14 protein-coding genes are annotated in these 13,508 nt (G+C 62.7%); 6 read left to right on the forward strand and 8 right to left on the reverse strand.

The window, feature by feature from the left end; all coding sequences use genetic code 11:
- The first annotated feature begins 1 nt into the window (after position 1).
- Positions 2–982 carry a LysR substrate-binding domain-containing protein gene (locus tag AB7813_RS23135; protein ID WP_441228483.1) on the forward strand — a complete coding sequence of 327 codons (981 nt, stop codon included), beginning with the start codon at positions 2–4 and terminating at the stop codon, positions 980–982.
- 67 nt (positions 983–1,049) lie between these two features.
- Here the strand turns inward: AB7813_RS23135 and AB7813_RS23140 are convergent, their stop codons facing one another.
- Entirely contained in the window at positions 1,050–1,589 is a 540-nt protein-coding gene (locus AB7813_RS23140) for a DUF6428 family protein (protein ID WP_441228484.1), read from the reverse strand.
- A 42-nt stretch (positions 1,590–1,631) separates the two neighbouring features.
- Between AB7813_RS23140 and AB7813_RS23145 the strand changes: the two genes are divergently transcribed.
- From AB7813_RS23145 to AB7813_RS23160, 4 genes are read left to right on the forward strand one after another with little or no spacing between them, the layout of a single operon-like run.
- A complete protein-coding gene (locus AB7813_RS23145) occupies positions 1,632–1,985 on the forward strand; it encodes an ArsR/SmtB family transcription factor (protein WP_089262883.1) in 354 nt (117 codons plus the stop codon).
- Positions 1,978–2,430 (forward strand): arsenate reductase (glutaredoxin), encoded by a 453-nt coding sequence (arsC, locus tag AB7813_RS23150; RefSeq protein ID WP_441228485.1) that lies wholly within the window; start codon positions 1,978–1,980, stop codon positions 2,428–2,430. Before AB7813_RS23145 ends, arsC begins: the two co-directional genes overlap by 8 nt.
- A gap of 31 nt (positions 2,431–2,461) precedes the next feature.
- Positions 2,462–3,493: an ACR3 family arsenite efflux transporter gene (arsB, locus tag AB7813_RS23155; protein WP_441228988.1), complete on the forward strand. Its 1,032-nt coding sequence runs from the start codon at positions 2,462–2,464 to the stop codon at positions 3,491–3,493.
- Between the two features lies 1 nt (position 3,494).
- Positions 3,495–4,670, forward strand: a complete 1,176-nt coding sequence (locus AB7813_RS23160) for an MFS transporter (protein WP_093759866.1) — start codon at positions 3,495–3,497, stop codon at positions 4,668–4,670.
- Between the two features lie 88 nt (positions 4,671–4,758).
- On the opposite strand, the gene AB7813_RS23165 is transcribed toward AB7813_RS23160, so the two are convergent.
- From AB7813_RS23165 to lepA, 3 genes are all read right to left on the reverse strand, one after another.
- Positions 4,759–5,979, reverse strand: coding sequence for an ABC transporter substrate-binding protein (locus AB7813_RS23165; RefSeq protein WP_441228486.1), 1,221 nt, complete (start codon positions 5,977–5,979; stop codon positions 4,759–4,761).
- Between the two features lie 203 nt (positions 5,980–6,182).
- Positions 6,183–6,653 (reverse strand): DUF1801 domain-containing protein, encoded by a 471-nt coding sequence (locus tag AB7813_RS23170; RefSeq protein ID WP_441228989.1) that lies wholly within the window; start codon positions 6,651–6,653, stop codon positions 6,183–6,185.
- Between the two features lie 47 nt (positions 6,654–6,700).
- Entirely contained in the window at positions 6,701–8,506 is a 1,806-nt protein-coding gene (gene lepA / locus AB7813_RS23175; protein ID WP_175368555.1) for a translation elongation factor 4, read from the reverse strand.
- A gap of 126 nt (positions 8,507–8,632) precedes the next feature.
- Between lepA and AB7813_RS23180 the strand changes: the two genes are divergently transcribed.
- Positions 8,633–10,264: a glycosyltransferase family 39 protein gene (locus AB7813_RS23180; RefSeq protein ID WP_441228487.1), complete on the forward strand. Its 1,632-nt coding sequence runs from the start codon at positions 8,633–8,635 to the stop codon at positions 10,262–10,264.
- Positions 10,265–10,297: 33 nt separating this feature from the next.
- On the opposite strand, the gene AB7813_RS23185 is transcribed toward AB7813_RS23180, so the two are convergent.
- From AB7813_RS23185 to AB7813_RS23200, 4 genes are all read right to left on the reverse strand, one after another.
- Entirely contained in the window at positions 10,298–10,600 is a 303-nt protein-coding gene (locus AB7813_RS23185; RefSeq protein ID WP_093759856.1) for an HPr family phosphocarrier protein, read from the reverse strand.
- Positions 10,597–10,998, reverse strand: coding sequence for a PTS sugar transporter subunit IIA (locus AB7813_RS23190; protein WP_068733893.1), 402 nt, complete (start codon positions 10,996–10,998; stop codon positions 10,597–10,599). The genes AB7813_RS23185 and AB7813_RS23190 overlap by 4 nt, the downstream gene beginning before the upstream one ends.
- Positions 10,999–11,129: 131 nt before the next feature.
- Complete coding sequence (locus tag AB7813_RS23195) at positions 11,130–11,633, reverse strand: HPr kinase/phosphorylase (protein WP_439062701.1); 504 nt, start codon at positions 11,631–11,633, stop codon at positions 11,130–11,132.
- 17 nt (positions 11,634–11,650) lie between these two features.
- A complete protein-coding gene (locus tag AB7813_RS23200; RefSeq protein ID WP_441228488.1) occupies positions 11,651–13,456 on the reverse strand; it encodes a stimulus-sensing domain-containing protein in 1,806 nt (601 codons plus the stop codon).
- Between the last annotated feature and the right edge of the window lie 52 nt (positions 13,457–13,508).

A 13,508-nucleotide genomic window follows, 5' to 3' on the forward strand; every position in this document is an offset into this window, starting at 1 on the left:
TATGCGCCGCAGAATACCGAGCCTCGGCGCGCTGATGGCGTTCAGCGCGGCTGCCAAGCACCTCAGCGTCACGCGTGCCGCCAGCGAACTCGCGCTGACCGAAAGTGCGGTGTCGCGCCAGATTGCGCAGCTGGAGACGCAGCTCGGCGTGAAACTGTTTCATCGGATCAAGAAACGCATCACGTTGACGCGGGCAGGGGCGGCCTACAGCACCCGCGTAGCGCAGACGATCGAGCGGATCGAGCGCGATGCGCTCGAGATCATGGGCTATGAGGCCGACGGCATGGTTCTGGACGTCGCGGCGCTGCCCACTGTCGGCGCCCAGTGGCTCATTCCGCGCCTGCCGGACTTCTATGCGCGCCATCCCGGCGTTGCCGTCAATGTGAGTGCGCGCAACACGCGCTTCTTCTTCAGCGAGACCGCGCTCGATGGCGCGCTGTACTTCGGCGAACCAGACTGGCCGGGCACGCAGGCCGACTATCTGTTCGATGAAATTCTTCTGCCGGTCGGATCGCCGACGCTGATCGGCAGGCGCGGCGAATTGCCGCCGAGCGAGGTCGCCGAGCTGCGGCTTCTGCATCTGGTCACACGCGCCGATGCATGGCGTCGCTGGTTCGATGCTGCGGAGCTCGGCGGCACGAATGTGATCCGCGGGCCGCGTTTCGATATCCAGTCTACTTTGATCAGCGCGGCAAGCTCCGGTCTTGGTGTTGCCCTGCTTCCCGAATTCCTGATTTCCGACCAACTCAGGTCGGGCAAATTGAAGGTGTTGTCGAGCCTGACCCTGAAAAGCGTCGGCTCGTACTATTTCGCCTGCCCGGAGGAGAAAGCCGGGAATCCTTTGCTGCAGGCATTCCGGGCGTGGTTGCTGTCGCAAGCCCAGGCGTCTGCGCATCCGGGCTCCTCGCCAGGAGCTTTGCAAAAAGAGACTGGTCGCCTCGCGGATCGACGCAGCGCAACGATAGCAAGCGGCAAAGGATGATGATTGTGGGCTCTACCGCGTACGATCGTTGAGCCCAGTCACAGGTCTCCGGTCTGAACCGCGGCGTCTACCGGCAGCACGCGCTTTTGGACGATACCGGCGCGCAGCATGCACTGGCTTCCTTCTGCGCCTCCAGCCAGCGGTCGCGTGGCTTGCAACTCGCCGGACGCGGGGCAAGCGCTACCGTGAGATTGCCACCCTCCAAGCGCGGTGTATCCGCGCAGTGTAGTTGCATCGGCGCGACGCCATCGCTCACTTCGAAGGTCAGCCGCGCATTGGCATCGAGAGCGACATGGTCGGAGACTTTCCGGATGATGGCGGCGAATTTAGCCGCCGTCATATGGGTCCGGCCACTTTCGACGATGTCCCACAGCTGCACGAAGATCTCCGACCACGCTTCGGGATTGCCGCCGCAATCAAGTGCGGAAAAGGCGCCCGCCTTGACTTCGGTGATGTGGTAGCCCGCCTGAATGCTGTGACCGCTATAGGTGAACACCAAGGGCAATGCCGGTGCCGCGTCGCAGGCGGCGAGGAGCGCTCCGATGCTGATGTCGTCGGCGGCGATCTGCGGCGAAGGCGGAATTTCCGGCTTGGCAAGGTCCAGCATCGATGTTACTCCATGATTCGATATTTTTAGGATTATTGAAATATGGAAGAACGTCAAGCCCTGTCGGCTTTCGCAGCGCTGTCCCAGGAGACACGGCTTCGCATCGTGCGCCTGCTCGTGCAGGCCGGTCCCGCGGGGATGCCGGCCGGCGCCGTCGCGGAGGCGGCAGGCGTGTCGGCCTCGAATGTGTCCTTCCATCTGAAGGAGCTGACCCAGGCTGGCCTTGCCAGCGCGAAGCGGGAGGCCCGCTCGATTGTCTACACCGCCGATTACGACGCGCTGTCGGGCCTCATCCAGTTCCTGATGCGGGATTGCTGCGCGGGTCATCCCGACATCTGTATGCCGGCCACGGCGTCCGCATGCACCTCTGACAGCAAGGAGCTGTCACGTGCCTGATAGCGTCGACGTCATCATCTATCACAACCCTGATTGCGGTACCTCGCGCAACACGCTGGCCATGATCCGCAATGCCGGCATCGAGCCACACATCATCGAGTATCTGAAGACACCGCCGTCGCGGATCCTGCTCGTTCAATTGCTCGCGCGCGCCGGCCTGTCGGTGCGCGACGTCCTGCGTGAGAAGGGAACGCCTTATGCCGAGCTGGGCCTCTCCGACACCAGTCTGACCGACGCGCAGTTGCTCGACGCCATCGAAGCCCATCCGGTTCTGATGAACCGCCCGATCGTGGTCTCGGCGCTCGGTGTGAGGCTCTGCCGGCCATCTGAAGCGGTTCTGGACATCATGCCCACTCCACAGCTTGGAGTGTTCTCGAAAGAGGATGGCGACCGGGTCGTGGATGCGAGCGGCCAGCGGATCGCAGGACAACGTCATGACCAGTGAGGCCATCGGCAGGCCGGTTTCCGCTCCAGCCATGGGTTTGTTCGAACGCTATCTCACGATCTGGGTCGGTCTCTGCATCGTCGTCGGCATTCTGCTGGGCCGATGGATGCCGGCCGTTTTCCATGCGCTGGGCGCGGCGGAGATTGCACAGGTCAATCTGCCGGTGGCTGTCCTCGTCTGGCTGATGATCATTCCCATGCTGCTCAAGGTGGATCTCGGAGCGCTCGGTCACGTTGGCGCACACTGGCGCGGCATTGCCGCGACCGTCGGAATCAACTGGCTGGTGAAGCCGTTCTCGATGGCGCTTCTCGCCTGGCTGTTTATCGGCCATCTGTTCAGGCCTTATCTGCCCGCGGACCAGATCGATAGCTATACGGCCGGTCTGATTCTGCTTGCCGCGGCGCCTTGTACGGCGATGGTGTTTGTCTGGTCGAATCTGGCCGATGGCGAGCCGAACTTCACACTTGGACAGGTCGCGCTCAACGACACCATCATGGTGGTTGCCTTCGCTCCGATCGTCGGCCTTCTGCTCGGACTATCATCGATCATCGTGCCTTGGGGCACGTTGCTGTTGTCCGTCCTGCTCTACATCATCGTGCCTGTGGCGATCGCGCAGCTCTGGCGACGCGCGTTGCTGGCGAGGGGAGGCGAGGCGGCGCTATCGCAAGCGCTGTCACTGCTTGGCCCGGTATCGCTGATCGCGCTCCTATTGACCCTGGTGCTGTTGTTCGGCCTGCAGGGCGAGCAGATCACCCGGCAACCGATGGTCATTGCGCTGCTCGCCGTCCCTATCCTGATCCAGGTCTATTTCAATGCCGGTCTCGCCTACTGGCTCAACCGCCGCCTCGGCGTCGCCTGGTGCGTGGCCGGCCCCTCCGCCCTGATCGGCGCATCGAACTTCTTCGAGCTCGCGGTGGCCGCGGCGATCGCACTGTTCGGTTTTCAATCGGGCGCGGCACTGGCAACGGTCGTCGGCGTTCTGATCGAGGTGCCGGTGATGCTCTCCGTGGTTCACATCGTGAAGGCGACACGGGACTGGTACGAACGGGGAGCTGTGAACTGAGGTGGCAGTCGTTCGTTGGCAAGTCGTATCCGCGCTCGGTACGACGCAGACACTGGCATGGGCGTCCAGCTACTATGTTCCGGCCGTGTTCGCGGATCCTATTTGCGACGACCTGCATCTGTCCAGGACGTGGTTCTTCGCCATGTTCTCCGTGGCGTTGCTGGTGTCGGGTTTGCTCGGTCCGCTCGCCGGCCGCATGATCGACCGCAGCGGTGGCCGGGACGTCCTTGTCGCCACCAATCTGATGTTTGCGGCGGGGCTGGCCTTGCTTGCGGTTGCAACGGGGCCGATCACGCTGGCCCTGGCCTGGCTGGTCATCGGCGCCGGCATGGGTTTCGGCCTGTATGAGGCCGCGTTCGCGACGGTTGCGGGATTGTGGGGACGACAGGCCCGCAGTGCGATCACCGGCATCACCCTGTTCGCCGGTTTTGCGAGCACCATCGGCTGGCCGCTCAGTGCCGCGATGATCGATGCCTTCGGCTGGCGCGGCGCCTGCTTCGCATGGGCCGCGTTGCACATCGTCATCGGTCTGCCGCTCAACCGCTTTCTCGTTCCGAAGGCGCCGCCGCATGCGCATCTGGATGAGCCTGCCGTCCCCACATCAGGCATTCCATGGGCGATGATCGTTCTGGCGGGCGTCTTTGGTGCGACCTGGTTTGTCACCACCGCCTTTGCCGCGCATATGCCGCGCCTGCTGGAAGCGCTCGGTGCCACCCCGGCGCAGGCCGTGCTCGCCGGGGCTTTGATGGGGCCTGCGCAAGTCGCGGCCCGGATCGGGGAATTCGGTCTGCTACGACATGCGTCGGCGATGATATCCGCGCGCTTGGCCGCGGGCCTGCATCCCGTCGGCGCCGGATTGCTGATCCTGTTCGGAGCGCCCGTCGCGCTGCCATTCGCCCTTCTGCACGGTGCCGGAAATGGCCTGTTCACGATCGCGCGCGGAACGCTTCCGCTGGCGATGTTTGGCGCCGTCGGATACGGCATGCGAACCGGCTGGCTGGCCGCGCCGGCGCGCATTCTGCAGGGGGCAGCGCCGCTGCTGTTCGGCCTTGTGTTGGATCACGGTGGCCCGCGCGTCGCGCTGGCGCTCACAGGCGGGCTTACGTCGCTCGCATTCCTGGCGCTGTTTTGGCTAAGGACCCCAGCGGCGAAGCCGGCAACGAGTGCCATCGTTTAAATGCGATGAAAACTAACGTGTCGCCCGGCCAGGCGTGCAATTGCGCGCCAGGCCGGGCGACGGCCGTTGTTGCTGATGCGAAAGACCCTCAGTCCTTCTTCACATACTGGCAGCCGCCGTCCTTCATCGGACGGAACACCTGATCGCCGGGGACCTCCGCGAGCACCTTGTAGTAATCCCACGGCGCCTTGGATTCTTCCGGCTTCTTGACCTCGAGCAGGAACATGCTGTGCACCATGCGGCCGTCCTCGCGTAGGACGCCGTTATCGGTGAAGGCGTCGCGCACCGGCATCTCGCGCATCTTCGCCAGCACCGGCTTGGTGGCGCGGGTACCTGCGGCCTGCACGGATTTGAGATAGTGCAGCGTGGCGCTGTAGGTCGCGGCCTGGTTCATGGTCGGCATGCGCTTCATCTTGTCGAAGAACTTCTTTCCGAAGGCGCGGGTGCGATCGTTGAGATCCCAGTAATAGGCCTCGGTGATGATCAGCCCCTGCGCCATCTTCAGGCCGAGCGAGTGGATGTCGGAGATGAACATCACGATGCCTGCGAGCTTCTGGCCGCCGGCGACGATTCCGAATTCCGACGCCTGCTTGATGGTGTTGATGGTGTCGCCACCGCCATTGGCCATGCCGATGATCTTGGCCTTGGACGATTGTGCCTGCAGCAGGAAGGACGAGAAGTCCGCCGTGTTCAGCGGATGCTTGGCGCTGCCGACCACCTTGCCGCCCGCGGCGCGCACCACGTCGCCGGTGTCACGTTCGATGGAATGGCCGAACAGATAGTCCGCTGTGATGAAGTACCAGGAATCGCCGCCCTGCTTGACGATGGCGCTGCCGACGGTGTGGGCGTTGCCATAGGTGTCGTAGGTCCAGTGCGCGGTATAGGGCGAGCACGACTTGCCGGTGATGTCCGACGACGCGGCGTCGGTGACGATCATGATCTTTTCGAACTGCTTCGACATTTCCATGCCGGCCAGCGCAGTGGCCGATGTCGGCATGTCGATGATCATGTCGACATTCTCGGCCTCATACCATTTGCGCGAGATGGTGGCGGCGACGTCGGCCTTGTTCAACGCATCGGCGGTGACCAGCTCGATCGGCTTGTCGAACATCTTGCCGCCGAATTCCTCGATGGCGATCTTCGCTGCCTCGACATTGCCCTGGCCGCCGATGTCGGCATAGACCGAGGCGAAGTCGGCGAGCACGCCGATCTTGAGCGGAAGCGTGTTGGCCTGCTGGGCCAGTGCGGAAGCGCCAAAAAGCAGCGAAACAGCAAACGCCGTAGCCGCAACCGTGCGGTGCGCGATCATTCAATCCTCCCCAAATTTTCATACGCGCCGTTTTCGGCGTCGTGGCGGCAGCATGAGGGGCGAAGGGCGGGGAGGCAAGGGCGGCGTGGGGGATGTTTGGTCGCAGAAATCTGCCGCATTGCGGCGGGCGGAAAATTAGACCGGCGGAAACCGTTCATTCGCGGCGCTATTCGTTCTCGGGCGACAGCCAGTTGTCGCCGCGTTCATCCAGCCTGAGATGACCTCGCTGAAGGCCTGCGCTTGCGGAGATGATAGGTCAGCGCCAGTCCGACGCAGTGACTCAGAGCTTGTTCCGGCACGGGATCATCGACGTGCAGCACGATGCTGCGGTTGCCTTCGAAGCTTAGCTCCGTTGGGTACAATTCACGAAAGGTCGCGACCAAATCGGTCTGGCAGTGAAAGTACACCGCGTACTGCGCTGTGGCCCCCATGCGATCAAGCCGGATGGTACTGCCGCTTTTCGTCTCGCTTGTCAGATAGCTGGGCTGATTCCACTTGAGGGTCTCCTGCAGCGGACCAACGCCCTCGATGCCAGCTGCGGTCCCGAAGATCAGTTGCCGGAGGACCATGAGCCGCGCCTTGAAGGGCGGCGGGTAACGGTCGAATGCCGCTTTGACGGCCGGATCGGAAAAACCGGAGGGGTGTTGCTGGGCCGCTTTGCTCAACTTCCGCATCGCTGCCACGTGGTGCCCCTCCTGTCAGAGCTGCAAGTGATATGCCCTCAGCTATCCACCTTCAGCGCGGCAATAAAGGCTTCCTGCGGGATGTCGACCTTGCCGAACTGCCGCATCTTCTTCTTGCCTTCCTTCTGCTTCTCCAGAAGTTTGCGCTTGCGGCTGATATCGCCGCCATAGCACTTCGCGGTCACGTCCTTGCGTAGCGCGCGGACGGTTTCGCGGGCAATCACCTTGCCGCCGATCGCCGCCTGGATCGGAATGACGAACATGTGCGGCGGAATCAGCTCTTTCATCTTCTCGACCATGGCGCGGCCGCGGCCTTCGGCGCGGGTGCGATGCACGAGCATCGACAGCGCATCGACCGGCTCGGCGTTGACCAGGATCTGCATCTTGACGAGATCGGCGGCCTTGTAGTCGGTCAGATGATAGTCGAACGAGGCGTAGCCCTTCGAGATCGATTTCAGGCGATCATAGAAGTCGAACACCACCTCGTTGAGCGGCAGCTCGTATTTCACCATCGCGCGGGCGCCGACGTAAGTAAGTTCTTTCTGATTGCCGCGGCGTTCCTGACAGAGCTTCAGCACGCTGCCAAGATATTCATCGGGCGTCAGGATCGTGGCTTCGATCCACGGCTCCTGGATCTCGGCGATCTTCACCACGTCCGGCATGTCGATCGGATTATGGATCTCGATCTCCTCGCCATCGGTGAGATGCATCTTGTAGATCACGCTCGGCGCGGTCGCGATCAGGTTGAGATCGAACTCGCGGCTCAGGCGCTCCTGGATGATTTCCAGATGCAGCAGACCGAGAAAGCCGCAGCGGAAGCCGAAGCCCAGCGCAGCCGAGGTTTCCATTTCGAACGAGAACGACGCGTCGTTCAGCCGCAGCTTGCCCATGGCGGCGCGCAGCGTCTCGAAGTCGTCGGCATCGACCGGGAACAACCCGCAGAACACCACCGGGATGGCGGGCTTGAAGCCCGGCAGCATCTCGGTGACCGGCTTGCGGTCGTCGGTGATGGTGTCGCCAACGCGGGTATCCGCGACTTCCTTGATGGCGGCCGTAATGAAGCCGATCTCGCCGGGGCCGAGTTCGTCCACATTGACCATCTTCGGCGTGAAGTAGCCGACGCGCTCGACATCATAGGCGGCATTGGTGCCCATCATGCGGACGCGCTGGCCCTTCTTCATGACGCCGTCGACGACGCGGATGAGGACGACGACGCCGAGATAGACGTCGTACCAGCTATCGACCAGCAGCGCCTTTAGCGTGGCCTCGCGGTCGCCCTTCGGTGGCGGCAGCCGGTGCACGATGGCTTCCAGAACGTCAGGCACGCCCAGCCCCGTTTTTGCCGAGATCATCAACGCGTCCGAGGCGTCGATACCGATGACGTCCTCGATCTGCTTCTTCACCTGCTCGGGTTCTGCCGCGGGCAGATCGACCTTGTTGAGGATCGGCACGATTTCGAGATTGGCGTCGAGTGCGTGATAGACGTTGGCGAGCGTCTGCGCTTCCACGCCCTGCGAGGCGTCGACCACCAGCAGCGCGCCTTCGCAGGCCGCCAGCGAGCGCGAGACCTCGTAGGCGAAGTCGACGTGGCCGGGCGTGTCCATCAGGTTGAAGATGTAATCCTTGCCGTCCTTGGCCTTGTAATGCAGGCGGACGGTCTGCGCCTTGATGGTGATGCCGCGCTCGCGCTCGATATCCATCGAATCGAGCACCTGCTCCTTCATCTCGCGCGCCTGCAACCCGCCGGTGATCTGGATCAGGCGATCGGCCAGCGTCGATTTGCCATGGTCGATATGGGCGACGATGGAGAAGTTGCGAACGTTCGAAATCGGGGAGGTTGTCATGCGCGCGGGATAGCATTCAGGCCCCGATGCGGCAACCTTAATGCGGGTTTCGGCCTGATTCCCGGCCCTGTTTCCGTCACGGCATCCTGATTTTACTCCGGCCCGAAACACGCTAGGCAGGGGCCCATGAGTACAATCGCTTCCTCTACCCCCGCCAAACGCCGGGGCTTGCTGTCGATCGGCCGCCGCGGCGCTGCGCGGCTCGTTGCCTGGGCGTGTGATCCGCAATTGAGCGTCCTGCTGGTGCTCGGCTTCACGATCGCCCATGTGGTGCTGTGGACCGCGATCCTGACCCAGGTAAAGGCGGCGCAGGACATCCATTTCGACGTCTCCGAGGGCTATGCCTGGGGGCAGAAGTTCCTGATGGGCTACGGCAAGCATCCGCCGCTGTCGGGCTGGATCTCGGGCGTCTGGTTCAGATTTTTCCCGCCGGTGGACTGGGCGACCTATCTGCTCGCCATGGTCACGGTCGGCATCGGAATGATCCTTTGCTGGGCGATTGCGCTGCGCGTGGTCGATCGCCGCCGTGCCTTTTTCGTGCTGCTGATGGTCGCGATCTATCCGATCTTCAATTTCAAGGGCTTCAAATACAATCCGGACCTGCTGCAGCTGGTAACTTTGCCGCTGGTGGTGCTGGCCTATTTGCACGCGTTCGAGAAGCGCTCGATTCGCTCGGGCTTCCTGCTTGGCCTCGCCGCTGCGCTGGCGCTGATGACCAAATACTGGGTGGTGACGATGATCGGCGCCATCGGTCTGGCCGCGCTGATCCATCCGCAGCGGATGCTGTTCCTGCGCTCGCCGGCACCATGGATCGCCATCGCGACGATGGCGGCGGCGATGATTCCGCATCTCGACTGGGTGCGGCAGGTGGAATACGCGCCGTTTCGTTACGCCGGCAATACCTATGCGATCTCGTCACGCTGGGAGAGTTTGCAGCTGGCGTGGGGCTATGTTGGCCACAATATCGCGCTGCTGCTGTTGCCGCTGGGTCTGGCCGCTGCGGTGCTGGCCTGGAGCCCGCGCTGGTGGGTGTCGGTGGCGCGCGATCCCCGCGCATTCGTCAAGCGGCCGTGGTCACTGACGACCAATCCCGGTGTCCGCAGGGACCAGGCCCTGAATATCTGGCTAATCCAGGCCATTGTCGCCGTCGGGCCGCCGATCGGCGCGTTGTTGTTCGACGTTTATATCAAGACCGATTGGGGTATCTCGCTGTTCTTCCTGGTGCCGCTGGCGGTCATTGCGATCCCGGCGCTGAAGATGCCGCGGGTCGCGCTGGTACTGCTCGCCGCGATCTGGCTGGTGCTGTCGCTGGTCACGCTCGCCGCCGCACCGCAGATCGCCATCGCGTCACTGCCGCGCGATGCCAACGGCAATTTCGCTCACATCTCCTACTCGCAACTCGCGCGCGAACTCACCGAAGTCTGGCACAAGCGCTTCCACACGCGCTGGAGCGAGGTCGTGGGCTTCGTCGATGTTGCCGAGCAGATGACGTTCTACAGTCCCGATCATCCGCTGCCGCTGACGCCTTACGAGCCGTGGCCGTCAGGCGTGACGTCGATGGCCGAAGCGAAGCGTAACGGCTTCATCGGAATCTGCATGGTCGGTGACTGGAAATTCGATCGCTGCGAAGCGTGGATGAAGGACAATCTCCCGAATGCCGAACGTATCGTGATGTCGACGCGACGCTTCTTCAAGGGCAATGTCGGCACGACCACGCGGTGGAATGTCTATGTGGTGGCGCCTGGCGCAATGAAATAGCCGTTCGCTGACGAAGCAGCTTTCGGCGAACCGCTACTCTTCGCCGAACTTGTTGGTCACAAGCTCGGTGATCGCATCCAGCGCCGCTTGAGCTTCGGCGCCTTTGGCAGTGACCGTGATGCTGGTCCCGGGTCCGGCGGACAGCATCATCAGGCCCATGATGGATGTACCGCCAACGGTCTCGCCGTTGCGTGTCACCGTGATGTCGGCATTGAAGCGTTCGACCATCTGCACGAATTTGGCAGAGGCGCGCGCATGAAGGCCACGCTTGTTGGTAATCGGAATCTCGCGGGAGACGCTGCCGGACACCGTCGTATCGTCTGGGCTGTCGCTCATTTGCCGGCGAGAACGCGGCTGGCGATGGTGACGTATTTGCGGCCGGCTTCCTGCGCCATGGCGATCGCATCGGGCAGCGTGCGCTCTTCGCGCACCTTTGCGAGCTTCACCAGCATGGGCAGGTTGATACCGGCGAGAACCTCGACCTTCGGCCGGCTCATGCAGGAGATCGCCAGATTCGATGGCGTGCCGCCGAACATATCAGTGAGGATGGCAACACCATCGCCGCTGTCGACGCGATTGACCGCTTCGATAATGTCGCTGCGACACAAATCGGAATCGTCTTCGGCGCCGATCGTCACGGCTTCAATTTGTTTTTGCGGACCCATTACGTGCTCAAGCGCCGCCTTAAACTCGTCGGCAAGGCGCCCATGGGTCACAAGTACTAGACCAATCATCGGAAACTCCTCGTGGGTGCTTTTGGTGCACCGCACGAAAGGGCCACTTTGACCATCCAGAGCCCCTATGCAAGAGGGCTCTTCGCGAATCTCCCTTAAATTGCACGGATGCGGCGGGAAGTAGCGCGGGTCTATTCGGTGGCGATAGTGGGACTAATATGGTTACCAATTCCCTTCGAGCAATCGTCCAAAGGTCGCACCGCGGCTAAACCATCGTTTGTAATAAGCGCGGCTACGACCAATGGTAGTGGTGAAAAGCCTGTCCCGACCGGGATTCGGGGCAATTCAACGCCCTCCAGTGTGGTTTTGAGCGCTTCCGGCTCTGGCAGGCGCGCAGCGTCGGTGGCGGCGAGATCGACCACCAGCCCGACGATGGCACCGGTAGCGCAGTCCAGACGCCGGATTCCGAGCCCCCTGACCTCAAGCAGCCCAACCAGTTCGGGCGCCGGCCGTACCCACAGTTTTCCATCCCTGACATCCAGATGCACCCGGTCGTCGCCGACCAGCATGGCCTCGGGAAGCTGTCCGCTCTGAGCGGCGAGGATCAGGTCGAATACCAGCCGCGATTTTCCGGAACCGGACGGCCCCCGGATCAGGACCGCGCGCTCATCGACCAGTACGGCGGAGGCATGGATGCTTTTGCCATCCGCGCTCATGTGGCCGGCAACCGTACCACGAAGCGCGCACCGAGCACCGGGATCTCGCCGTCGGCATTGGCCGGGCCGATGCGGTTCTCCGCCCAGATCGTACCGCTATGGGCTTCGACGATCTGCTTGGAAATCGACAGGCCCAGACCGGAATTCTGGCCAAAGCCCTGATGCGGGCGGTCGGTGTAAAAGCGTTCGAAGATCCGTTCGAGTGCATCCAGTCCGATGCCGGGGCCGTCGTCATCGACGACGATCTCGATCTTGCCTTTCAGGCGACGGCAGACGATCCGCACCTTGCCGCCCGGCGTCGAGAATGACTGCGCATTGGTGACGAGATTGGTGATGACCTGACCGAGGCGGGAATCGTGGCCCGGCACTGAAAAGGCGTCGGTGGCAGCGCCTTCGAAGCGGACTTCAACGCCGACGTCATGACCGAGCTTGGTTTCGTTGGCGACCGAGGTCAGCGTGGTCAGCAACCGTCGGACATCGACGGGCGCCGTGTCGTTGCGCTGGAGTTCGGCATCGAGACGGCTGGCGTCGGAAATATCCGAGATCAACCGGTCAAGCCGCCGCACGTCGTGTTCGATCACCGCGAGCAGGCGGCCGCGGCTGTTGTCGTTCTTTGCCAGCGGGAGTGTTTCCACGGCGGAGCGCAGCGAGGTCAAAGGATTCTTGAGCTCGTGGGAGACGTCGGCCGCGAACATCTCGATCGCCTCGATGCGGTTATAAAGCGCATCGGTCATGTCGCGTAGCGCTCCGGAGAGATGGCCGATCTCGTCGCGGCGGCGTGTGAAATCCGGGATCTCGACACGGGTGCGGATGCGGCGACGAACGCGTTCGGCGCTGTCGGCAAGACGTCGCACCGGACCTGCAATGGTCGATGCCAGCAGCAGCGACAGCACGATCATCACCACGGCCGCGACCGCAAAGACTTTCAGAATCGCCAGACGTTCGGCGGTCACCATCTGATCGATGTCGTCGCCCTGGGTCGACAGCATCAGCGAACCATGGACGGCGCGGAAGCGCTGCACTGGCACGGCGACCGAGACGATGACTTCGCCCCGTTCGTTGATGCGCACCATGCTGCTCTTCAGACCGTCGAGCGACTGTTGCACTTCCTGATAGCCGTTGCCGTTTTCCGGACCAAGTTCGCGATACAGCGGAAGGTCGCCGCGATTGAGCCAGGTTCGGACCGCGATCATTGTGCGTTCGGCAAAGCCGGGCTTTTCGGTGGTCGGGGGCGGCAGTTCGAAACGCAGCACATCACCGCGACCATAAAGGCTGCGGCTGTCGAGGATCAGCACGCCATCGCGGTCGTAAATGCGCGCACGAGTCTTGGTCGGGGAGATCAGCCGCCGCAGCACCGGCGCGACGCGCTCGGGATTGATCGGAAAATCAAGGCCGGAGAGTTCGTCCGGCACGCCATAGGTTTCGCCGGGCTTGAGATCCAGCAAGCGGTCGGGATCGATCGTGATCGTATTGGTTTCGACGGTGGCCGAAGCGGCAATGGCGCTGGCGATGATTTCGGCCTGTACCAGCAGGCTCTGCGCGCGTGCGTCGATCAGGCCGGCGCGAAACTGCGAGAGATAGAGAATGCTGGCGACCAGCGCGCAGAGGCCGGCGAGGTTGAGCGAGACGATGCGGCGCGTCAGGCTCGAAAAGGTCAGCGCAACGAAGAACTGCCGGGCACGGCGCAGCCAGTCGAGCGGGCGCTGCCAGCCGCGACGGGTGCGATCGGCATCGCCGCCTGTCGCATTCGGCGACGTGCCGTTGGCGTCCAGGCTTTCATCAGGCTGCGTACGATCCAGCAATGCCAAAACTGCCCGGTTGTTGTCGATATCTGCGATACGTCACGCGGCGCTC

The sequence above is a fragment of the Tardiphaga sp. 20_F10_N6_6 genome (assembly GCF_052076045.1).
Lineage (GTDB): Bacteria > Pseudomonadota > Alphaproteobacteria > Rhizobiales > Xanthobacteraceae > Tardiphaga > Tardiphaga robiniae.

Coding starts and splice junctions, on each gene's coding strand:
- AB7813_RS23135 (WP_441228483.1), top strand. CDS start 2: ATGCGCCGCAGAATACCGAGCCTCGGCGCGCTGATGGCGTTCAGCGCG.
- AB7813_RS23140 (WP_441228484.1), bottom strand. CDS start 1,589: ATGCTGGACCTTGCCAAGCCGGAAATTCCGCCTTCGCCGCAGATCGCC.
- AB7813_RS23145 (WP_089262883.1), top strand. CDS start 1,632: ATGGAAGAACGTCAAGCCCTGTCGGCTTTCGCAGCGCTGTCCCAGGAG.
- arsB (WP_441228988.1), top strand. CDS start 2,462: ATGGGTTTGTTCGAACGCTATCTCACGATCTGGGTCGGTCTCTGCATC.
- AB7813_RS23165 (WP_441228486.1), bottom strand. CDS start 5,979: ATGATCGCGCACCGCACGGTTGCGGCTACGGCGTTTGCTGTTTCGCTG.
- AB7813_RS23170 (WP_441228989.1), bottom strand. CDS start 6,653: ATGCGGAAGTTGAGCAAAGCGGCCCAGCAACACCCCTCCGGTTTTTCC.
- lepA (WP_175368555.1), bottom strand. CDS start 8,506: ATGACAACCTCCCCGATTTCGAACGTTCGCAACTTCTCCATCGTCGCC.
- AB7813_RS23180 (WP_441228487.1), top strand. CDS start 8,633: ATGAGTACAATCGCTTCCTCTACCCCCGCCAAACGCCGGGGCTTGCTG.
- AB7813_RS23185 (WP_093759856.1), bottom strand. CDS start 10,600: ATGAGCGACAGCCCAGACGATACGACGGTGTCCGGCAGCGTCTCCCGC.
- AB7813_RS23190 (WP_068733893.1), bottom strand. CDS start 10,998: ATGATTGGTCTAGTACTTGTGACCCATGGGCGCCTTGCCGACGAGTTT.